Annotated in this window: 14 protein-coding genes; 12 read left to right on the top strand and 2 right to left on the bottom strand. The window is 72.1% G+C overall.

Features of this window, described 5'->3' with window-relative positions; all coding sequences use genetic code 11:
* Positions 1-57: 57 nt before the first annotated feature.
* The 12 genes from VJ693_RS21345 to VJ693_RS21290 all read left to right on the top strand — a co-directional run bounded on the left by VJ693_RS21345 (position 58) and on the right by VJ693_RS21290 (position 20,680).
* The gene (locus tag VJ693_RS21345) at positions 58-2,115 is read left to right on the top strand and encodes an ATP-dependent helicase (protein WP_414652339.1); all 2,058 of its coding nucleotides are present in this window, start codon (positions 58-60) and stop codon (positions 2,113-2,115) included.
* A 209-nt stretch (positions 2,116-2,324) separates the two neighbouring features.
* Positions 2,325-3,701, top strand: a complete 1,377-nt coding sequence (locus VJ693_RS21340) for a GH1 family beta-glucosidase (protein WP_324157519.1) — start codon at positions 2,325-2,327, stop codon at positions 3,699-3,701.
* 83 nt (positions 3,702-3,784) lie between these two features.
* Positions 3,785-4,783, top strand: a complete 999-nt coding sequence (locus VJ693_RS21335; protein ID WP_324157517.1) for a LacI family DNA-binding transcriptional regulator — start codon at positions 3,785-3,787, stop codon at positions 4,781-4,783.
* A 53-nt stretch (positions 4,784-4,836) separates the two neighbouring features.
* Entirely contained in the window at positions 4,837-7,764 is a 2,928-nt protein-coding gene (locus VJ693_RS21330) for a TonB-dependent receptor (RefSeq protein WP_324157516.1), read from the top strand.
* Positions 7,765-7,889: 125 nt separating this feature from the next.
* The gene (locus VJ693_RS21325; protein WP_324157515.1) at positions 7,890-9,362 is read left to right on the top strand and encodes a glucoamylase family protein; all 1,473 of its coding nucleotides are present in this window, start codon (positions 7,890-7,892) and stop codon (positions 9,360-9,362) included.
* Between the two features lie 125 nt (positions 9,363-9,487).
* Positions 9,488-10,711, top strand: coding sequence for a sugar ABC transporter substrate-binding protein (locus VJ693_RS21320; protein ID WP_324157530.1), 1,224 nt, complete (start codon positions 9,488-9,490; stop codon positions 10,709-10,711).
* Positions 10,708-11,583 (top strand): sugar ABC transporter permease, encoded by an 876-nt coding sequence (locus tag VJ693_RS21315; protein WP_324157514.1) that lies wholly within the window; start codon positions 10,708-10,710, stop codon positions 11,581-11,583. The genes VJ693_RS21320 and VJ693_RS21315 overlap by 4 nt, the downstream gene beginning before the upstream one ends.
* Positions 11,580-12,404 carry a carbohydrate ABC transporter permease gene (locus VJ693_RS21310; RefSeq protein WP_324157513.1) on the top strand — a complete coding sequence of 275 codons (825 nt, stop codon included), beginning with the start codon at positions 11,580-11,582 and terminating at the stop codon, positions 12,402-12,404. The genes VJ693_RS21315 and VJ693_RS21310 overlap by 4 nt, the downstream gene beginning before the upstream one ends.
* Positions 12,401-15,427: a hypothetical protein gene (locus VJ693_RS21305; RefSeq protein ID WP_324157512.1), complete on the top strand. Its 3,027-nt coding sequence runs from the start codon at positions 12,401-12,403 to the stop codon at positions 15,425-15,427. Before VJ693_RS21310 ends, VJ693_RS21305 begins: the two co-directional genes overlap by 4 nt.
* Positions 15,428-15,431: 4 nt before the next feature.
* Positions 15,432-16,442, top strand: a complete 1,011-nt coding sequence (locus VJ693_RS21300) for an ABC transporter ATP-binding protein (protein WP_324157511.1) — start codon at positions 15,432-15,434, stop codon at positions 16,440-16,442.
* 11 nt (positions 16,443-16,453) lie between these two features.
* Entirely contained in the window at positions 16,454-17,239 is a 786-nt protein-coding gene (locus VJ693_RS21295; RefSeq protein ID WP_324157510.1) for a dienelactone hydrolase family protein, read from the top strand.
* Between the two features lie 24 nt (positions 17,240-17,263).
* Positions 17,264-20,680, top strand: a complete 3,417-nt coding sequence (locus VJ693_RS21290; RefSeq protein ID WP_324157508.1) for a GH36-type glycosyl hydrolase domain-containing protein — start codon at positions 17,264-17,266, stop codon at positions 20,678-20,680.
* Positions 20,681-20,684: 4 nt separating this feature from the next.
* Here VJ693_RS21290 and VJ693_RS21285 read toward each other — a convergent pair whose 3' ends face one another.
* Together VJ693_RS21285 and VJ693_RS21280 are read right to left on the bottom strand one after the other, a co-directional pair.
* Positions 20,685-21,149: an OsmC family protein gene (locus VJ693_RS21285; RefSeq protein ID WP_324157507.1), complete on the bottom strand. Its 465-nt coding sequence runs from the start codon at positions 21,147-21,149 to the stop codon at positions 20,685-20,687.
* On the bottom strand, positions 21,146-21,736 hold a 591-nt coding region (locus VJ693_RS21280; RefSeq protein WP_422653705.1), incomplete at its 5' end, for a CTP synthase C-terminal region-related (seleno)protein. The genes VJ693_RS21280 and VJ693_RS21285, both read right to left, overlap by 4 nt.

Below are 21,736 nucleotides of genomic sequence, written 5' to 3'. Positions count from 1 at the left end.
GGCCGCCCATTCGCCCACTGGCGATTCATCCAGTATGCTGACGGGGTGTCTGCCGTGCTGTCCCCTCCCGCCCGCGCCGCGCTGGGCGACCCGCTCGCCGCGTTGAACGATGAGCAGCGCGCGGCAGCCGAGCACGGCGAGGCGCCGCTGCTGGTGATCGCCGGGGCCGGGGCCGGCAAGACGATGACGCTGGCCGCGCGCGTGGCCCGCCTGGTGCAGGAAGGCGCCGATCCGAACCGCCTGCTGCTGCTGACCTTCTCGCGCCGCGCGGCGCAGGAGATGCAGCAGCGTGTGGCCGCGCTGCTGCAGGCCGCCCTCGGCCTGGCGCCCGGCGCGGCGCCCCTGCTGCCCTGGGCCGGCACTTTCCATGCGATCGGGGCACGGCTGCTGCGCGAGCAGGCCGCGCGCCTGGGCCTGTCGGAAGACTTCAGCATCCTCGACCGCGGCGATGCCGAAGACCTGATGGGCTGGTCGCGCGAAGTCCAGGGGCTCTCGTCACGCGACAAGCGCTTCCCGCTGAAGGGCACCTGCCTGGGCGTCTACTCGCGCACGGTCAACAGCCAGGCGCCGCTGGACGAGGTGCTGCGCCAGGCCTTTCCGTGGTGCGCCGAGTGGGGGGCCGAGCTGCGCGCGCTGTTCCGGGCCTACGAGGCCGCCAAGCGCGACCAGCAGACGCTCGACTACGACGACCTGTTGCTGTGGTGGGCCGAGATGATGCGCGAGCCGGGCATCGCCGCGTGGCTCGGCGAGCGCTTCACGCACGTGCTGGTCGACGAGTACCAGGACACGAACCGGCTGCAGGCCGCGATCCTGCTTGCGCTGAAGCCCACAGGGCACGGGCTGACGGTGGTCGGCGACGATTCGCAGGCCATCTACGCCTTTCGCGCCGCCGAGGTGCGCAACATCCTCGACTTCCCCGCCGCCTTCGATCCGCCGGCACGGATCGTCACGCTCAGCCGCAACTACCGCTCGACGCAACCGCTGCTCGATGCGGCCAACGCGGTCATCGCGCTCGCGCCTGAACGCTTCACGAAGAACCTGTGGACCGACCGCACCGGCGCCCAGCGCCCGCAGTTGGTGGCGGTGGATGACGAGCTGGCGCAGGCACGCTGGGTCTGCGACCAGATCCTCGCGCGGCGCGAGGGCGGGCTGAAGCTGAAGTCGCAGGCGGTGCTGTTCCGCACGTCGGCGCACAGCGCGGGGCTGGAGCTCGAGCTCGCGCGCCGGCGCATCCCCTTCGTCAAGTACGGCGGCCTGAAATTCCTCGAGGCGGCGCACGTGAAGGACGTGCTCGCCGTGCTGCGCTGGGCGAGCAACCCGCGCAACCGACTGGCCGGCTTTCGCGTCGCGCAGCTGGTGGCCGGCATCGGCCCGGCGAGCGCGCGGCGGCTGCTCGATGCGATGGACGCGAGCCCGGAGCCGGCCGCCGCGCTGCAGGCCTGGGTGCCGCCGGCGGCGGCCCGCGGTGACTGGGCCGAGCTCGCCGCGCTGATGCGGGGCCTGGCCGAGGCCAGCGACTGGCCCGCCGAGCTCGGCGCCGTCGCCGCCTGGTACCTGCCGCAGATGGAGCGCCTGCACGACCACCCCGCGCCGCGCCAGGCCGACATCGAGCAGCTCGGGCGGCTGGCCGCCGGCCACGCGACGCGAGAGCGTTTCCTGACCGAGCTGACGCTCGACCCGCCGCAGGCCACCAGCGACGAAGCCGGCGACCCGTTCCTCGACGAGGACTACCTGATCCTGTCGACCATCCACGCCGCCAAGGGGCAGGAGTGGTCGTCGGTGACCGTGCTTAACGTCGTCGACGGCTGCATCCCGGGCGACCTCGCCACCGCGACGCCGGTGCAGCTCGAAGAAGAACGCCGCCTGCTATATGTCGCCATGACCCGCGCCCGGCACCACCTCGCGCTGATGGTGCCGCAGCGCTTCTACGTCACGCAGCAGCGCCGCTTCGGCGACCGCCACCTGTACGGCGGCCTGACACGCTTCATCCCACCCGAGGTGGCGGCCCATTTCGACAGCACCGGGCCCGCCACACCGAGCTGGGCCAGCGGGCCGTTGACACCGCCGCCGGGGCCGGTGCTGGATCTGGCAAGGCGGTTGCGGGAACGCTGGTAGTTGTTCGGTCGCGGTTGGAGCACGGCCGGGGGCCGGCAGGCGGCGGGGCTCATGAGTCCGAGCGGGTGTCGGCTCCCAGCCCACCACCAGCCCCACCCGCAGAAGAAGACCACCACCTCAGGGTTTGCCCCAGACCCCACCCCGCCACCATCGCACCTATCATCCAACCCGTCATGTAAACGTTTCCATGATGCCAACTCAGCTGTTTCATGCCGTCATCCCCCGCCAGCATCGAATTCCCGCCTGACTTCGTGTGGGGCGCCGCGACCGCCGCCTACCAAGTCGAAGGCTCGCCGCTGGCTGACGGCGCTGGGCCCAGCATCTGGCACCGCTTCAGCCACACGCCCGGCCGAGTGCGCGACGGCGATACCGGCGACGTGGCCTGCGACCACTACCGGCGCTGGCCGGAGGACATCGCGCTGATGCGGCAGCTCGGCCTGACGAGCTACCGCTTCAGCATCGCGTGGTCGCGCATCCTTCCCGAGGGGCGGGGCCGCGTGAACCCGGCCGGGCTGGCGCACTACGAGCGTGTGGTCGATGCACTGCTCGAGGCCGGCATCGCGCCCAACATCACCCTCTACCACTGGGACCTGCCCGCCGCGCTGGACGACCGTGGCGGCTGGCTGAACCCCGACATCGCCGACTGGTTCGCCGACTATGCGGCCGTGCTGTTCAAGGCGCTGGGCGACCGGGTGCCGATGTGGGCCACGCTGAACGAGCCCTGGGTCGTCGCCGACGGCGGCTACCTGCACGGTGTACTGGCGCCCGGCCACCGCAGCGCCTTCGAGGCGGTGATCGCCGCGCGCCACCTGATGCGCGCCCACGGCAGCGCTGTGCTCGCCTACCGCACGCTCGCCCGCCAGCAGATCGGCCTGGTCGTCAACATCGAGCCCAAGTACCCCGCCAGCGACAGCGCCGCCGACCGGGCCGCCACCGCGCGCGCCGATGCGCAGATGAACCGGCAGTTCCTCGACCCGGCACTGCTCGGCCAGACTCCGCCGGAGATGCCCGAAGTCTATGGCGAAGCCTGGGTCGAGTGGCGGCCCGAGGAACTCGCGCTGGCTCACCAGCCGCTGGATTTCGTCGGCATCAACTACTACACCCGCGCCGTGGTGCGCGACGAGCCCGGCGCCTGGCCGCTGCGGGCCGCGCCGGTGCGGCAGGCCCGGGCCATGCACACGGAGACCGGCTGGGAGGTTTATCCCGCCGGCCTGAGCGACACGCTGGCCTGGTTCCAGCGCCGCTACGGCAACACGCCGCTGTACGTGACCGAGAACGGCTCGGCCTTCTACGACCCGCCGGTGGCCGACGCGCCGTGCCGCGATGGCCTGCTCGACGATCCGCTGCGCCAGCACTACCTGCGTGAGCACGTGCTCGCGCTGCACGCCGCGCGCGCCAGCGGCGTCGACCTGCGCGGCTATTACGCCTGGTCGCTGCTCGACAACCTCGAGTGGGCACACGGTTATTCGAAGCGCTTTGGCCTCGTCCACGTCGACTACGCCACCCAGCAGCGCACGCTCAAGGGCACGGCCGCGCTGTACGCCAAGGTGATCGCCACCGGCGGGCGTTGCCTCGGCGGCCGTTGAGGCCTCGGTGAAAACACGCACTGCCCATGGAACAGACGATGACGTTTAATTATGTAAACGTTTTCGCTCTCGAAGAAAGCCCCATGGCCACCACGATCAAGGACGTCGCCCGGGAAGCCGGCGTCTCCGTCGCCACCGTGTCGCGTGTGATGAACGGCCATGCCGCCGTCACGCCCGAGACCCGCGAGCGCATCCAGCGCATCGCCGCCGAACTGCGCTTCACGCCGTCCAGCGCCGCGCGCAGCCTGATCACCCGGCGCACGCACACGGTCGGCGCGCTGCTGCCCGACCTGCACGGCGAGTTCTTCTCCGAACTGATCCGCGGCATCGACCTGGCCGCCCGCGCGCGCGGGCTGCACCTGCTCGTCTCCAGTTCGCACGGCAACGCCGCCGAGGCCGCCGCCGCACTGCGCGCGATGCATGGCCGGGTCGACGGGCTGCTGGTCATGTCGCCCCACGTCGATGCCGATTTCCTCGGCGGCAACCTGACGCCCGGGCTGCCGGCGGTGCTGATGAATTCGGCCGTCGACGACCCGCACCACGCGATGCTGCGGGTCGACAACTTCGGCGGCGCGCAGGCCATGATGCGCCACCTCGTCGGCGTGGGCCACCGCCAGATCGCCTTCATCGCCGGCCCCGAGCACAACCACGAGGCGCGGGAGCGGCTGCGCGGCTACCGCGCGGCGCTGGCCGAGTTGCTGCCCGGCGTGCCCGAGCTGGTGCTGCAGGGCGATTTCACCGATGCCAGCGGCGAGCGCGCCGGGCAGGAGCTGCTCGCGCGGGCCCAGCGGCCCGACGCCGTGTTCGCCGGCAACGACATGATGGCCCTGGGCTGCCTCGCCTCGCTGACGCGCGCCGGCCTCGAGGTGCCCGGCGACATCGCGCTGGCCGGCTTCGACGACATCCCTATCTGCCGCTACGTGCGCCCCGCCCTCACGACGGTGCGGGTGCCCATCGTGGAGCTGGGCGCGCTGGCGCTGGCCGAACTGGCCTCCGCCATCGAGACGCCCGGCAAGGCGCCTGCCGGGCCGCGCACGCTGCGCGCCGAGCTGGTCGTGCGCCAGTCGAGCCACCGGGCCTGAGGCCCGCCCCTTTCCCTCCCCCTGACCCACACACACAAGACGGAGACAGCCCCATGACACCCTCGAGAAAAGGTTTTCATAGAACGGCGCTGGCCGCCGCCGCAGCCCTGCTGATGGCCGGCAGCGCAGTCCACGCGCAGGTCTCGACCTCGACGCTGCGCGGCCAGGTCAGCTCGGGCGCGGCCGCCGCGCAGGCCGGCACGCCGGTGGTGGCGGTCAACAAGGACAACGGCACCACCTACCGCACCACCACCGCCGCGGACGGCAGCTACGTGCTGGTCGGCCTGGCCCCGGGGCGCTACGAGATCCGCGTCGGCGCCGGCCAGCAGGCCAGCGAGGTCGTCACGCTGCAGGTCGGCGAGACGGCGACGCTGGACCTGTCGCTCGGCGCCGCCGCCGAGCGCGTCACCATCATCGGCTCGCTGGCCCGCAAGGACGTGAAGGAGTCGCAGGTCGGCACCAACGTCACCCGGCGCCAGATCGAGAGCCTGCCGCAGAACACGCGCAACTTCCTCAGTTCGGTCGACCTGGCACCGGGCGTGGCCTTCGTGCAGGCCGCCAATACCGGCCAGGTCAACCTGCAAAGCGGTGCGCAGAATCGCGACAACGTGAACGTCTTCATCGACGGTGTCAGCCAGAAGAACAACATCCTGCGCAACGGCGCCTCGGGCATGGATTCGACCCGCGGCAACCCCTTCCCGCAGTCGGCGGTCGCCGAGTACAAGGTGCTGACGCAGAACTACAAGGCCGAGTTCGAGCAAGTCAGCGGCGCGGCCATCACCGCGATCACGAAGTCCGGCACCAACGAGTTCCATGGCGACGTCTACGTCGACCGCACCGGCACCAACTGGACCGAGAAGAACCCGTTCCAGGAAGAGGCCGAGCGCAACGGCGCGCCGCGTCTGCCGTCCACCCAGATCCAGTTCGGCGGCAGCGTCGGCGGCCCGATCGTCGAGGACAAGGTCCACTTCTTCGCGGCCTACGACGGCAAGCACATCGACGACACACGCCAGGTCGTGGCCCAGAACACCAACCTGCTGCCGGCCGGCATGGGCATCGTGCCCGATCTGCTCGCGATGGCAGGCAGCACGGTCGACAAGTTCAAGGAAGACCTGTTTCTCGGCAAGATCGACGCCCAGCTCAGCGATGACCAGCGTCTGTCGTTCACCGCGAAGATCCGCAAGGAAACCGACCGCGTGCCCGAGGATTCGCGCCTGAGCGTGCCCGGCAACGACAAGGACCGCAGCAACGACGAGACCCGGGTCGACGTCAAGCATGAGTGGACCTTCGGCAACTTCCTCAACGAGGCCCGCGTCGGCTACGAGGAATACACCTGGAACCCGCACTCGGCGTCGACCACGCCGTTCATCAAGTACAAAGGTTCGCCGACCGGCACGCTGTCCAACTCGCAGGATGTGCTCTTCGCCGGCGGCTCGCCCGACGCGCAGCACCGCGAGCAGCGTGGGACCTATGTCTCCGACGAGCTGACCTGGACCGGCGCCAAGGGCCACGTGGTCAAGGGCGGCCTCAAGCTCAAGGACATGAAGTACGACCTGTCGGGCACGGCGCGCAGCGTCGACATCGTCCAGGTCGTGATCGACCCGGTCGACGGAACGCCCTACTACGACGGCACCGACTGCCTGGGCGACAACCTGACCGACACCGGCGGCGTGCAGCACACCGACCAGTGCCAGATCGACCGCGCGATCGCGCCGGCCTCGGCCAACTTCAGCAACCAGCAGTACGGCCTGTACCTGCAGGACGACTGGAGCGTGACCAAGCAGCTCGAGGTCAACCTCGGCGTGCGCTGGGACTACGAGACCAACATGCTGAACAACGACTATGTGACACCGGCCGATCGCGTGGCGGCGTTGTACGCGCTCGACGTGCCGCGCTGGGGCATCACGCCTCCAGCGGGGCAGACCTATGCCGAGTCGCTCGCCAAGGGCGGCATCGACATCGGCGACTACATCGCCGACGGCCACTCGCGCAAGGCCTACAAGAACGCGTTCGCACCACGCATCGGCGCGTCCTACGACGTCTTCGGCGACCGCAACACAGTCGTCTACGGCGGTTGGGGTCGCTCGTTCGATCGCACGATGGCCAACCACGCGCTCGACGAGCTGCAGAAGAACAAGACTGCGAACGGCGAGATCTGGCTGGTCAAGAACGACTTCAAGATGCCGTACGCCGACCAGTTCTCGATCGGCCTGCGCCAGGGCTTCGGCCAGTGGAACGGCGAGATCACCTACAGCGACGTGCGAGCCAAGAACCAGTTCGTCTGGTTTGGCGGCAACCGCGATGCCAACGGCGGCTGGGCCACCCAGAGCCCGATCGACCCGCTGTGGGGCGGCCCGAACGGCTATGGCACGCTGATCCTGGGCGACTTCGTGGGCGAGAACAAGACCCAGTCGGTGTTCGTCAAGGCCGACAAGCCCTACTCTGCCGAATCCGGCTGGGGGCTGACGGTCGCCTACACCTACAGCGACGCGCAGACGACCAATCGCGAGTGGACCAACGACATCTTCGACTGGACCTATGGCCGCGACACCCACGGCTGGAACCCGTCGAAGGACGTGGACAAGCACCGCGTCGTCGCCGCGCTGGTCACCGACGGCCTGCTGCCCTGGGGCCTGCAGTTCTCGGCCAAGTACATCTGGGCCAGCGGGCTGCCGCGCCGCATCGTCGATTGCTCGGACGGCTGGAACGCCTGCGTCGCCGTTGAAGGCAAGAGCCGCGAGTTCAATCAGATGGACCTGGCCGTCGGCCGCGATTTCGGCGTCGGCTTCGGCAAGGTCAACGTCCGTGCCGACGTGCTGAATGTGTTCAACACCAAGAACTACGGTGGCTTCGACGACTGGGGCGGCGGCCCGGGCAACCCGCAGAACTACCTCGGCGGCGACAACCCGAATCTGGGCAAGCCGAACGCGATGCGGGGTGCGATGCGCACCATCCGCCTGGTGCTGGGCTACAAGTTCTGACACCCTGAGTCTGCCTCCGACTCCGCGCCGCACCCGCGCGCAAGCCCCCTGCCACGACCCGCCGCGGCCGTGGCAGGCTGAGGCCTGCCCGCACGCGACCGCGTGAGACCGAACCTTTCCGCTTGATGACTTCGCGTCCCCCGTTCCTGATCGACCGCCGGCGCCTGCTGCTGGCCGGTGCCTCGGCCGCCGCGCTGGCGGCCTGCGGCCTCGTCGCCCCACCCAGGCCGATGGCCCTGGGCGAGGGCGCCGCCCCCGCGCCGCTCGGCGACAGCGCGCTGCTCGACGAGCTCGAGGCGCGCACCTTCCGCTTCTTCTGGGAGACCGCTCACCCCGACACCGGCCTGATCCCGGACCGCTGGCCGGCGGCGCCGACGATGGCCAGCGTCGCGTCGGTCGGCTTCGGCCTGACGGCCTACCTGGTCGGCGTCGAGCGCGGCCTCGTCACCCGCGCCCAGGCCGCCGGGCGCGTGCTGCTGACGCTGAACTTCCTGGCTCATGCGCCGCAGGGCGAGGCACCGCACGGCATGGCCGGCCACCGCGGCTTCTTCTATCACTTCCTCGACATGGCGACCGGCACGCGCTTCGACGAGCGCGTCGAGCTGTCGACCATCGACACCGCGCTGCTGATGGGCGGCGTGCTGGCCGCGCAGTCCTACTTCACGGCCGACGACCCGGTCGAGGCGCGCATCCGCGCGCTGGCCGAGGCGCTGTACACCCGCGTCGACTGGGCCTGGGCGCAGGTGCGCGGCGGCGCGATCGTGATGGGCTGGACGCCCGGCGCCGGCTTCAAGCCCTTCATCGATTACCACGGCTACGACGAGGCGATGCTGCTGTATCTGCTCGCCATGGGCTCGCCGACGCACCCGGCGCGCGCTGACTCGTGGCAGGCCTTCTGCGCGAGCTACCCACGCAGCTGGGGCACGTTCATGGGCCAGCAGCACCTGGGCGGCGCGCCGCTGTTCTGGCACCAGTACTCGCATGTCTGGGTCGACTTTCGCGGCATCCAGGACGAGTTCATGCGCGACAAGGGCCTGGACTACTTCGAGAACAGCCGCCGCGCGACCCTGGCCCAGCGCGCCTACGCGGCCGCCAACCCCGGCGGCTGGAAGGACCACGGCGCCGATGTCTGGGGCCTGACCGCCTGCGATGGCCCCGGCTCGCTGCGCACGCGCGACCACGCCGGCCGCATCCGCCAGTTCCACGACTACACGGCGCGCGGCGCCGGCCTGATCGACACGCGCGACGACGGCACGATCGCGCCGACCGCGGCTGCCTCGTCGCTGCCCTTCGCGCCCGCAGAATCCATGGCCGCCATCCAGGCAATGCACCGCCGCTTCGGCGCGCAGATCTGGGGCCGCTACGGCTTCCTCGATGCCTTCAACACCAGCTTCGTCGACACCACGGCCCGCCTGTCCAACGGCCGCGTCCTACCCGGCTTCGGCTGGGTCGACACCGACTACCTCGGCATCGACCAGGGCCCGATCGTCGCGATGATCGCCAACCACCGGCAGGACCTGGTCTGGCGCACGATGCGCGGCAACCCGCACCTCGTGAGCGGGCTGAAGCGCGCTGGCTTCCGCGGTGGTTGGTTATGAAGCCCCCACGCTCCCTTCCGGTCGCTGCCCCCCAAGGGGGCTCGCGCGGCGGACCGGCAAAGCCGGATCCGCGCACGCCACTTGAAGCGCGGCGCCGCCTGCTGGGCGCCGCCACCTTGGCTGCCGTGCCGCTGGTCGGTTGCGGACGCGCTGCCAGCCGAGAGACCCTGCGCTTCTGGGCCATGGGCCGGGAGGGCGAGGTCGCGCACGAGCTGCTCGCAGGTTTCCGCGCTGAGCACCCGAACATCGAGCTGCGCATCGAGCAACTGCCCTGGACCGCCGCGCACGAGAAGCTGCTCACCGCCTTCGCCGGCGATGCCACGCCGGACGTGGCCCAGCTCGGCAACACCTGGCTGCCCGAGCTCGTCGCACTGAATGCGATCGAGCCGCTGGACGATCGCGTCGCCGCCAGCCCCGACATCGGCCGCGCCGACTATTTCGACGGCATCTGGGACACCAACCGCATCGACGGCCGCCTGTACGGCCTGCCGTGGTACGTCGACACGCGGCTGCTGTTCTACCGGCGCGACCTGCTCGCCCGCGCCGGCTTCGAGGCGCCCCCGTCGAGCTGGGACGAATGGCTCGCGATGCAGCTGGCGATCAAGCGCCTGGTCGGGCCCGGCCGCTACGCCGTGCTGCTGCCGCTGAACGAGTACGACCCGCTGGTCGCGCTGGCCCTGCAGCAGGACGAGCCGCTGCTGCGCGACGGCGGGCGCTACGGCAACTTCCGCAGCGAGGGCTTCCGCCGCACCTGGCGCTACTTTCTCTCGATGTTCGAGCGCGGCCTCGCCCCGCCGGCCAGCAACAACGAGATCGCCAACGTGTGGAACGAATTCGGCCGCGGCTACTTCAGCTTCTACATCAGCGGGCCCTGGCAGATCGGCGAGTTCCGCCGCCGCCTGCCGGCCGAGCTGCAGCCCTCGTGGGCGACCGCGCCGCTGCCCGGGCCGACGGGCCCCGGCGCCTCGATCGCCGGCGGCTCCAGCCTCGCGCTGTTCCGCCGCGCGCGCCGCAAGGAGGCCGCCTGGGCGCTGGTGCGCTACCTGTCGCGGCCGGCGGTGCAGCAGCGCTTCTACACGCTGACCGGCAACCTGCCGCCGCGCCGCACGAGCTGGGAAGCCCCGGCGCTGGCCGGCGATGCGAAGGTGCGCGCCTTCGCCGACCAGCTCGAGCGTGTGCGGCCCGTGCCCCAGGTGCCCGAGTGGGAGCGCATCGCCACCGAGCTGCGCCTGGTCACCGAGCGTGTCGTGCGCGGCGACATCGCAGCCGATCTGGCACTGGCCGAGCTTGACGCCCGCGCCGATCGCATCCTCGAAAAGCGCCGCTGGATGCTGGAGCGATCGCCATGAACATCACCCGCGCCGGCTGGCTCTTCGTCGCGCCCGCGATGCTGGCGATCGCCGTCTTCTTCGTCGTGCCGGTCGTCGCCGCGCTGGCGATGAGCTTCACCGATTTCGACATCTACGCGCTGGCCGACCTGCGCAACGTGCGCTTCATCGGCCTGTCGAACTACCTGCAGCTGCTCGGCACGCCGCTGTTCTGGCGGGCGCTGGCCAACACGATGTTCTTCGTCGTGGCCGGCGTGCCGCTGTCGATCGCCGCGTCGCTCGGCGCGGCGCTACTGCTGAACTCGCCGCTGGCGCGCTTCAAGGGCTTCTACCGCACGGCCCTGTTCGCGCCGGTGGTCACGACGCTGGTCGCGGTGGCCGTCGTCTGGCGCTACCTGCTGCACACGCGATACGGGCTGCTCAACCACGCACTCACGGGCCTGGGCCTGGACCCGGTCGACTGGCTCGGCGACCCACGCTGGGCGATGCCGGCCATCGTGCTGATGTCGGTGTGGAAGAACTTCGGCTACAACATGATCATCCTGCTGGCGGGGCTGCAGGCCATCCCGCGCGACCTCTACGAAGCTGCCGAGCTCGAAGGCGCCACCGCCTGGCAGCAGCTGCGCCACGTGACGCTGCCGGCGCTCGCGCCGATGCTGCTGATGGTCAGCATCCTGACGATGGCCGGCCACTTCCAGCTCTTCGCGGAGCCCTATGTGATGACGCAAGGCGGCCCGGCGCAGCGCACGGTGACGGTGCTGTACTTCATGTACGAGGAAGGCTTCAAGTGGTGGAGCCTGGGCTCGGCGTCGGCGGTGGCCTTCGTGCTGTTCGTCTTCATGTTCGTGTTCACGCTGCTGCAGATGCGCGTGAGCCGGAGCGCCAACGCATGAAGGCGCATCCGCTTCGTGTCTTCGCGCTGAACGCGCTGCTCGCGCTGCTGGCGGCGCTGACGCTGTTCCCGCTGGCGTGGATGGTCAGCGCCTCGCTGATGGCCCCGGGCGAGGCCAGCACCTTCCCGCCGCCGCTGCTGCCGCGCGAAGCGAGCCTGGGCAACTACCGCGCGCTGTTCGCCGCCAACGGCATCGGCCGCCAGGTGCTCAACAGCCTGGGCGTGAGCACCGGCGCGACGCTGCTGTCGCTGGCCGTCAACCTGTCGGCCGGCTATGCCTTCGCCAAGCTGCGCTTCGCCGGGCGCGACCGGCTGTTCCGCTGGCTGCTGGGCGCGCTGGTGATCCCGGCCCAGGTGACGATGATGCCGCTGTTCCTGATGCTCAAGGAGATGGGCCTGGTCAACACCGTGGCCGGCGTGCTGGTGCCCTGGCTGGCCAGCGTGTTCGGCATCTTCCTCGTGCGGCAGTACACGCTGTCGATCCCCGACGAGCTGATCGAGGCTGCGCGCATGGACGGCGCCGGCGAGGGCCGCATCTTCGTCAGCATCGTGCTGCCGCTGCTCAAGCCCGTCGTCGTGACGCTGGCGGTGTTGAGCTTCCTCGGCGCGTGGAACGACTTCATGTGGCCGCTGATCGTGCTGACCGATCGCGAGATGCAGACGCTGCCGGTGATGCTGGCCTCGCTCAGCCGCGAGCACGTGCAGGACAGCGAGCTGATGATGGCCGGCGCGGTGATCACCGTGCTGCCGGTGCTCATGCTGTTCCTCGCGCTGCAGCGTTACTACCTGCAGGGCCTGACGATGGGGGGCGTGAAGCAATGAGGTGCCTTGCCAGCGCGCTGTTGGGCCTGGCCGCGGTGGCACAGGCCGCGCCGGGCGACGTGACGCCGCTGGACGACTTCCGCGATGGCGCGCGCTGGAAGCTCAGCGCCTCCGACCAGGTCGAGGCCGGCTGGCAGCCGGGCCCGCACGCGGGCCACTGCCTGGCCTACGACTTCCACGGTGTCTCGGGTTATGCGGTCGTGCGCCGCGCGCTGCCGGCGCTCGATCTGCCGCCGAACTACGAGTTCCGCTTGCGCCTGGCGGGCACCGGCCCGGCGAACCACTTCCAGTTCAAGCTGACCGACGCCAGCGGCGACAACGTCTGGTGGGTCAACCGCGAGAACACCCGCTTCGACGGCCGCGCCACGGAGCTGCGCTTCAAGCAGCGCCAGATCGGCTTCGCCTGGGGCCCGAGCGCCGACAAGACGCTGCGCCGGCCCGAGGCACTGGAGCTGGTCGTGGCCACCGGCCGGGGCGGCGGTCGGGGCCGGCTGTGCTTCGAGCGGCTGGCGCTGGTCGAGCGCGCGCCGGTGCCGACCACGTGGCCCGAGCCCGTGATCGAAGCGCGCGCCGGCGGCGTGGCCACGGTCGATTTCGGCGCGCTGCGCGAGTTCGGCGGGCTGCTGCTGCATTGGCCCGACGCGGCGGCGCGGCCGCGCGATCTCCGGCTCGAGGCCGACGAAGGCCAGGGCCGCTGGCAGCCGCTCGCGCAGATCGCGCGCGGCGCCGGCCCGGTCGATGCGCTGTACCTGCCCGAGCGCGAAGCGCGTCGGCTGCGGCTGGTTGCAGACGGCGCGGCGGGCTCGCTGGCCGGCCTGCGCGTCGAGCCGATCGCGCCGGGCGCCTGGCGCTCGGAAGACGACGCGACCGCCGCCCGCGCAAAACAGCTCCCGCCTGGCCTGTACCCGCGCGCCTACCGCGGCGAGCAGAACTATTGGACGCTGTTCGGCGTCGACGGCGGCGGCCGCCATGCCGCGCTGCTGTCGGAAGACGGCGCGATCGAGCCGGCCCCTGGCAGCCCGAGCATCGAGCCGGCCGTGCTGCTGCAGCCGCCCGGCGGCGCGCCGAAGCTCGTCACCTGGGCCGACGTGCAGATCAGCCACACGCTGCCCGACGGTTACCTGCCGCTGCCGCACCTGCGCTGGACGCACCCGGCATTCACGCTCGACATCGAGGCGGGCGCCGACGGCGATGCGCTGGGCGCCACCGGCCTGGCGCGCTACACGCTGCGTGCGGCCGGCACTGATCCCCTGAAGGCCACGCTGCTGCTGATCGCGCGGCCCTGGCAGGTCAACCCGCCGCAGCAATTCCTGAACCATCCCGGCGGCTTCAGCCCGCTGCAGCGCGTGGCCTGGCGCGCCGGCGCGCTGCGGCTGAACGACATCCTCCCCTTGCGCGCGCTGCCGGCACCGACACAGGTGCTGGCCGGTGGCGGCGCCGACTGGCCGCTGGCGCACGCCGTGGCACTCGGCGCGCCGACCGGGCACCTGCGTGAGGGCACCGCCTGGCGCGATGCCACCGGCCGCGCCGAGGCCGCGCTCGTCTACCCCACCGCGCTCGCGCCGGGGCAGGCGACGACGGTCGCCCTCGCCTGGCCGATGGCCGGCACGCCGGCCGTGCCACGCAGCGCCGCCTCGGTCGACGTGGCCTTCACCGCCAGCACCGCCGCCTGGCGCGAGCGGCTGAACCATGTCGGCCTGCAGCTCCCGGCCGAGGGCCAGCGGGTGCACGACACGCTGCGCAGCGCCCTCGCGCAGATCCTGCTGTCGCGCGACGGCCCCGCACTGCAGCCCGGCACGCGCTCGTACGCCCGCAGCTGGGTGCGCGACGGCGCGATGATGGTCGCCGGCCTGCTGCGCCTGGGCGAGCGGCGCGCCGCCGAGGAGTTCGTCGACTGGTACGCGACGCAGCTCTTCGCGAACGGCAAGGTGCCCTGCTGTGTCGATGCGCGCGGCGCCGACCCGGTGCCCGAGAACGACAGCCACGGCCAGTTCGTCTTCGCCGTCGCTGAAGCGTGGCGTTTCACGCACGACCGCGCGGCCTTGCAGCGCCGCTGGCCGGCCGTCCAGCGCGCGCTGCGCTACATGGAGGGGCTGCGCCAGGGCGAGCGCAGCGAGGCGAACCGCCAGCCGGGGCGCGAGGCGTTCTTCGGCCTGATGCCCGCCTCGATCAGCCACGAGGGCTACTCCGAGAAGCCGATGCACTCGTACTGGGACGACTTCTGGGCGCTGCGCGGCTACAAGGACGCGGCGGTGCTGGCCGAGGCGGTCGGCGACGGTGCCAGCGCACGCCGCTTCGCCGCCTGGCGCGACGAGTTCGCCGCCGACCTGGCGGCCTCGGTCCGCGCCGCGACCGCGCAACATCGCATCGGCTTCATGCCCGGCGCGGCCGAGCTGGGCGACTTCGACGCGACCTCGACCACGGTCGCGCTCAACCCAGCGCAGGCGCAAGCGCTGCTACCACCCGGCCTGCTGGAGGCGACCTTCGAGCGCTACTGGCGCGAATCGCAGCAACGCGCCCGCGGTGACAGCCGCTGGAAGGACTACACGCCCTACGAGCTGCGCAGCGTCGGCGCGCTGGTGCGCCTGCGGCAGCCCGAACGCGCCCAGGCCATGCTCGACTTCTTCTTCGCCGACCAGCGCCCGCGCGGCTGGAACCAGTGGGCCGAGGTCGTGATGCGCGACCCGCGCGAGGTGCACTTTCTCGGCGACATGCCGCACGCCTGGGTCGCCTCCGACGCGATCCGCTCGCTGCTCGACCTGTTCGTGCACGACGCCGACGACGGCGCCACGCTGGTGCTCGGCGCCGGCCTGCCCGAGGCGTGGCTGGCCGACGGCGTGGCCGTGCGCGGCCTGCCGACGCCCTTCGGTGCGCTGAGCTACCGCCTGAAGCGCGCCGCCGGCGGCCTGCAGCTCGAGATCGACGCAGGCCTCGCGCCGCCGCCTGGCGGACTGCGCATCCGCTGGCGCGGCCGGGAACACCGCTTCGACCAGCTCCCCGTTTCCACCTTGCTGGCAGACTGACCCCATGGCTTCACTGAAACTGCGCGGCCTGCGCAAGGAATTCCAGGGCCACCCCATCCTGCACGGCATCGACCTGGAGGTGGCCGACGGCGAATTCGTCGTGCTGGTCGGCCCCTCGGGCTGCGGCAAGTCGACGCTGCTGCGCTGCGTCGCCGGGCTGGAGGAGATCGACGGCGGCGAGCTGCTGATCGGCGAGCGCGTCGTCAACCACGTGCCGCCGGCGCAGCGCGGCCTGGCGATGGTGTTCCAGAGCTATGCGCTGTACCCGCACATGACGGTGGCCGAGAACCTGTCGTTCGGCCTGCGCATGGCGGGCAAGCCCAAGGCCGAGATCGACGCCGCCGTGGCCCGCGCCGCCGAGACGCTGCAGATCACCCACCTGCTCGCGCGCAAGCCGGCCGCGCTGTCGGGCGGCCAGCGGCAGCGCGTGGCGATCGGCCGCGCGATCGTGCGCCAGCCCGGCGCCTTCCTGTTCGACGAGCCGCTGTCCAACCTCGACGCCGCACTGCGCGGCCAGATGCGCATCGAGCTGGCGCGGCTGCACGCCGAGCTGAAGAGCACGACGCTGTACGTGACGCACGACCAGGCCGAGGCCATGACGCTGGCCGACCGCGTGGTGGTGCTGAACGCCGGCCGCGTCGAGCAGGTTGGCGCGCCGATGGCGCTGTACCGCGAGCCGGCCAACCTCTTCGTCGCCGGCTTCCTCGGCTCGCCGCGCATCAACCTGCTGCCCGGCGCGCTGCTCGGCGAGCCGCAGGTGCCGACGCTGGGCGCGCGGCCCGAGCACCTGGTCGTCCGAGCCGGCGAGGGGCCGGGCTGCGAGGCGACCGTCATCGCCGTCGAGCCGCTGGGTGACGTCAGCTACCTGCACCTGCGCGCCGCCGACGGCACGGCCCTCATCGCCCGTGTCGCCCCCGACACCCCCGCCACGCCCGGCCAGGCGCTGCGCGTCGATGCCGCACCGGCGCACCGGCTGCGCTTCGGCGCCGACGGCCGTCGCCTGTCCGACAACTGACCAACAACATCATGGACTCTGCCGACCTTCACCGCCGCGCCGTGCTGGGCCTGCCGCTCGCGCTGGCAGCCTGCGCCACCGGCGCTGCCACCTCCGCCACCACGACCACCGCTGCGCCCACCACCGTACCCACCACGCCCGGTGGCCAGTCCGAGCAGGCCACCGCCGTCGCCCTCGCACTGAACGCCACGCTGCGCTACTGGCTGCACCTGCCCGCCGGCTACCACGAGCAGCGCGGGCGCACCTGGCCGCTGATCGTCTTCCTGCACGGCTCGGGCGAGCGCGGCCGCGATCTCGCCAAGGTGAAAGTGCACGGCCTGCCGAAGCTGATCGACGCCGGCGTGGCGGTACCGGCCATCGTCGTCTCGCCGCAATGCGATGACGACGACGAATGGGACCCGCACCTGCTGCACGCCCTGCTGCTGGCCCTGCGCCGCGATTGGCGCATCGACCCCGCCCGCGTCACCGCCACCGGCCTGAGCATGGGCGGCGGCGGCTGCTGGAACTGGGCGATGACCTGGCCCGGCGACCTGGCCGGCATCGCGCCGGTCTGCGGCTACGGCAGCCACCTGCGCCTGCCGCGCATGCGCGCGCTGGCCGTGCGCGCCTACCACGGCAGCGACGACACCGTCGTGCCGCTGGCCGAGCAGCAGGCGCTGGTCGGTGAGCTGCGTGCGCTCGGCGGCCGGGCCGAGCTGACGGTCTACCCCGGCGTCGGCCACGACGCCTGGAACCCGGCCTACGCCGACCCGGGCCTGCTGCCCTGGCTGCTGGCGCGCGCCCGGCCCGCCGCCTGACACCCATCCCGCCTTGCTGCGCGCATGAACGCTCCTGTCTCCCTTCATCACATCGCCAGCCCCTCGGGCCTGGCGGCGAGCTTCAACCCCAACGGCAGCCTGCGCGAGCTGCGTTGGGGGGATGGGTTGTGCATCCACCTTTTCCCCGGCAACGCGCTCGAAGCCGGCTCGACCCAGCTCGTGCTGCGGGCGTGGGACGGCGCCTTGCCCACCGGCGAGCCGGCCGTGCTGCCGTTGCTCGGGCCCGGCAGCCCGGCGCGCTGGCAGGCCGTCGGCGACCGCTTCGTCGCGCAGGGCCGCTGGAACGGCCTGGCCTTCGAGCTGACGCTGCAGCTCGCCGCCAGCGCGCCGGTGTGGTTCTGGCACCTGGCCGTGCAGCACGCGCAAGGCGACGCGCCGCGCACCGTCGACCTGCTGCTGCAGCACGACATCGCCCTCGCCCCCCACGCCGCGCTGCGGCTGAACGAGTACTACGTCAGCCACTACGTCGATTTCACGCCGCTGGACCACGCCACGCACGGCCGGCTGCTTGCGGTGCGGCAGAACCTCGCCGTCGACGGCCGTCACCCGTGGGCGCTGTTCGGCGCGCTCGGCGGCGCGGTCTCGTACGCCACCGATGCGCTGCAGGTGCTGGGCCGCGCGCAGCGCACCGGCGAGGCGCCGCCCGCCTGGCGCCAGGGCCTGCCCGGTGAGCGGCTGCAGCAGGAGCAGGCGATGGCCGCGCTGCAGCACGCGCCGCTGACACTGGCGCCCGGCGAGCGCGGCCAGCTCGGCTTCTTCGGCGGCCTGCGGCCCGACCACCCGGCCGCCAGCGGCCCGGCCGACCTGCCCCAGGCCGACGCCTGGCTGGCGCTGCCCGAGGCGGTGCCGCCCGCCTCGAGCCCGGCGCCGGACGACGCCGCCTGGCGCGCACCACTGGCCAGCCTGTTCAGCCGCGCCCCGCGCCTCGCGGCCCAGGCACTGGACGACGCCGAATGCACCGCCCTGTTCGGCCCCGAGCGCCGGCACGCCGAGCACGCCCCCGACGGCGCGCCGTGGTCCTTCTTCACCGCCAGCGGCGAGCACGTCGTGCTGGCGGCCAAGGAGCGCGCGGTGCTGCGCCCGCATGGCCACCTGCTGCGCAGCGGCGAGCACCTCGTGCCCAACGAGACGGCAATGACCTCGACCTGCTGGATGGGCGGCGTCTTCCACTCGATGGCCACGCAAGGCCACGTCAGCCTGAACCGGCTGCTGTCGACCGTGCACGGCACGCTGGGCCAGTTCCGCTCGCAGGGCCAGCGCGTGTTCGTCGAGGTCGACGGCGGCTGGCAGCTGCTCGACCAGCCGTCGGCCTTCGCGATGGACATTCGCAGCGCGCGCTGGTGGTACCGCGATGCGCGGGGCCTGATCGAGGTGCAGGCCGCGGCCGACCCGATCGAGCCCGAGTTGACGCTGCACATCCGCTTTCTCGATGGCCCGGCCCGCGCCTGCCTGGTCGCGCACCACCTGGCGTTGAACGGCGACGACGGCGAGCTGCCCGGGCGCATCGAGCCGGTGCAGCGCCCGGACGGCAGCCTGTGGCTCGCCCCCTCGCCGGGCACGCCGCTGCACGAGCGCTTCCCGAGCGGCGGCTTCACGATCGCGCCGCTCGATGCCGCGAGCCGCATTGCCGAGGTGCGCGGCGCCGAAGCCGTGTTCGACGATGGCCAGGACCATGGCGTGCCCATGCTGTGCCTGCGGCTCGAGCCCGCGCCCGAACTCGGGCTGCGCCTTCGCGGCCATCTGGTCGATCTGCCCGTCGAACCGCTCGTCGAGCCGCTCGTCGAGCCGGCCACCACGCCGCCGCCGCGGCTGCCGACGCTCGCGCCGCCGCAGTTGCAGCACGCCGGCGGCGACGCCGCTGCGCTGTCGACCGTCCTGCCCTGGTTCCAGCACAACGCGCTCGTGCACTACCTCGCGCCGCGCGGGCTCGAGCAGTATTCGGGCGGCGGCTGGGGCACGCGCGACGTGTGCCAGGGCCCCGTCGAGCTGCTGTTGGCCCAGGGCGGCCATGCGCCGGTGCGCGACCTGCTGACGCGCGTGTTCAGCGCCCAGGACGCCGGCGGCGACTGGCCGCAGTGGTTCATGTTCTTCGAGCGCGACCGTCACGCCCGCGCCGGCGATTCGCACGGCGACATCGTCTTCTGGCCGCTGCTCGCGCTGGGCCAGTACCTCGCCGCGACCGGCGACGCGGCCCTGCTCGACGAGGTGCTGCCCTTCCATGCCGCGCCGGACGACACCCCCGAGCACGCCACGCTGTGGCAGCACGCCGAGCGCGCGTTCGGCGTGATCGCGAACCGCCGCATCGCCGGCACCGCGCTCGCCGCCTACGGCCACGGCGACTGGAACGACTCGCTGCAGCCGGCCGACCCGCGGCTGCGCGAGCACCTGTGCAGCGCCTGGACCGTGACGCTGCATGCCCAGGTGCTGGACACGCTGGCCGAGGCCTTCGAGCTGATCGGGAAGGCGGCGCGTGCCGAGCCGCTGCGGGCCGAGCGCGCGGCGATCGCCGCCGACTTCCACCGCTGGCTGATGCCGGACGGCGTCGCCACCGGCTATGCGTTGTTCGACCACCCCGGCCAGCCCCCCGAGGCGCTGCTGCACCCGGCCGACACGCGCACCGGCGTGCGCTACAGCCTGCTGCCGATGGTCCATGCGCTGCTGGCCAACCTCTTCACGCCCGAAGAGGCCGAGGCCCACCTCGCCCTCGTCGAGCAGCACCTGCTCGGCCCCGACGGCGCGCGCCTGTTCGATGCCCCCTTGCCCTACCGCGGCGGGCCGCAGACGCTGTTCCAGCGCGCCGAATCGAGCAGCTACTTCGGCCGCGAAATCGGCCTGATGTACACCCATGCGCACCTGCGCTATGCCGAGGCGCTGGCCCATGCCGGCCGCGCCGAGCCCTTCTGGCATGCGCTGAACCTGGCCCACCCGGTCGACCTGAAGCAACGCGTGCCCAGCGCCGCGCCGCGCCAGGCCAACTGCTACTACTCCAGCTCCGACGCCGCCTTCGCGGACCGCTACCAGGCCAGCGCCGACTACGCCCGCGCCCTGGCCGGGCAGGTGCCGCTCGAAGGCGGCTGGCGGGTCTACTCCAGCGGCGCCGGCATCGCGCTCGGCCTGGTGCAGCGCTGCCTGCTCGGCCTGCGGCCGCGCGCCGACGCCTGCGTGGTCGACCCGGTGATCCCGCCGATGCTCGATGGCCTGCGCGCCGACACCACGCTGGCCGGCCGGCGCGTGCAGCTGCACTATCGCGTCGGCGCCCGCGGCCATGGGCCGCTCACGATCACGCTGAATGGCACGGTGCTGCCTTTCACCCGCGAGCCCAACCCCTACCGCAGCGGCGGCGCGCGCATCGCCTGGGCCGCGATGGCGCCGCTGTGGTCGGCGATCGGCGGCGACCGCCTGGAGATCGCGCTCGACTAGAGCCCTAAAGGCGCGGCTCGCAGTCCACCGGGCAGCGCACCGAGTTCGCCAGGAAGCAGGCCTCATGCGCGCGGTGGTGCAGCGCGTGCAGCTGCGCGGGCGTGGGCTGGCGCTCGCCGGCGAAGCGCACCAGCGGCCGCAGCGTCACGCGCTGCATGACCACGCGACGCGCCTCGTCGCGGCCCATGCGCCCCTCGGCGGCATCGTCGTAGGCGTCGACCACCCAGCCGTCGTCGGCCGCGAGCGACAGGAACCACAGCATGTGGCAGCTCGACAGCGCCGCGACGAAGGCCTCCTCCGGGTCTACCCCCGCGGGGTCGGACATCGGCAGCGGCACGACCGACGGCGACGCCGACGCCACCACGCTCGCGCCGCCATCAAAGCGCCACTCGTGGCGCCGGCTGTAGCGCTGATCGACGAAGGCTTGCTCGCCGCGCTGCCAGGCGATTGCTGCGGTGTGGGTGCTCATTCGACGGCCTCCAGCGTGGGTTGACGCCGCGTGCGGTGGGCCAGGCAGGCGCGCACGAAGGCCTCGGCCAGCGGCACCGGCTGCCCCTGCAAGGCCGCGCGCTCCGATTGGAACAGCGTGGCGATGAAGAACGGGTGGTCGCTGCGCTCGACCGCGTGCACCGCCGGCAGGCCGCCATCATCGTCACCGGCCACGAAGCCCACCGCGCGCAAGGGGCCGCCGAACAAGGCCTCGCGCAGCGCCGGCACCACGCCGTAGCGGCAGCGGTAGGTCTCGACCGAGGTCTCGCGGCCGTACGCCCGCGCCACCCGCGAGCCCGGCGCGAAGCGCACCGTGCGCTCGGTCTCGACCAGCCCGCAGTCCAGCGGCGCGATCACCGGGCGCGTGGCCTCGGGCGCGGTCTCGGCATGCTCGGCATCGGCCCAGCCGAGGTCGGTGCGAGCATGCTCCAGCACCGCATGCTGGAAGCCGCCGCAGCTGCCGAGAAACGGCCGCTGGTGCCGCCGCGCGAAGCCGATGGCCGCCAGCACGCCGGCCAGACTGCGGTAGGGGCTGCCGGGCACGCACCACAGGCCGTCGAAGCGCGC

This window comes from Ideonella sp. (genome assembly GCF_035254525.1).
Lineage (GTDB): Bacteria > Pseudomonadota > Gammaproteobacteria > Burkholderiales > Burkholderiaceae_C > Ideonella.
This window is presented reverse-complemented; position numbering and strand designations above follow the sequence as displayed.

Bases quoted from the DNA above. Each gene is read 5' to 3' on its own strand.
- VJ693_RS21310 (WP_324157513.1), top strand. From the start codon at position 11,580: ATGAAGGCGCATCCGCTTCGTGTCTTCGCGCTGAACGCGCTGCTCGCG.
- VJ693_RS21285 (WP_324157507.1), bottom strand. From the start codon at position 21,149: ATGAGCACCCACACCGCAGCAATCGCCTGGCAGCGCGGCGAGCAAGCC.
- VJ693_RS21315 (WP_324157514.1), top strand. From the start codon at position 10,708: ATGAACATCACCCGCGCCGGCTGGCTCTTCGTCGCGCCCGCGATGCTG.
- VJ693_RS21295 (WP_324157510.1), top strand. From the start codon at position 16,454: ATGGACTCTGCCGACCTTCACCGCCGCGCCGTGCTGGGCCTGCCGCTC.
- VJ693_RS21330 (WP_324157516.1), top strand. From the start codon at position 4,837: ATGACACCCTCGAGAAAAGGTTTTCATAGAACGGCGCTGGCCGCCGCC.
- VJ693_RS21335 (WP_324157517.1), top strand. From the start codon at position 3,785: ATGGCCACCACGATCAAGGACGTCGCCCGGGAAGCCGGCGTCTCCGTC.
- VJ693_RS21290 (WP_324157508.1), top strand. From the start codon at position 17,264: ATGAACGCTCCTGTCTCCCTTCATCACATCGCCAGCCCCTCGGGCCTG.
- VJ693_RS21325 (WP_324157515.1), top strand. From the start codon at position 7,890: ATGACTTCGCGTCCCCCGTTCCTGATCGACCGCCGGCGCCTGCTGCTG.
- VJ693_RS21300 (WP_324157511.1), top strand. From the start codon at position 15,432: ATGGCTTCACTGAAACTGCGCGGCCTGCGCAAGGAATTCCAGGGCCAC.
- VJ693_RS21305 (WP_324157512.1), top strand. From the start codon at position 12,401: ATGAGGTGCCTTGCCAGCGCGCTGTTGGGCCTGGCCGCGGTGGCACAG.
- VJ693_RS21340 (WP_324157519.1), top strand. From the start codon at position 2,325: ATGCCGTCATCCCCCGCCAGCATCGAATTCCCGCCTGACTTCGTGTGG.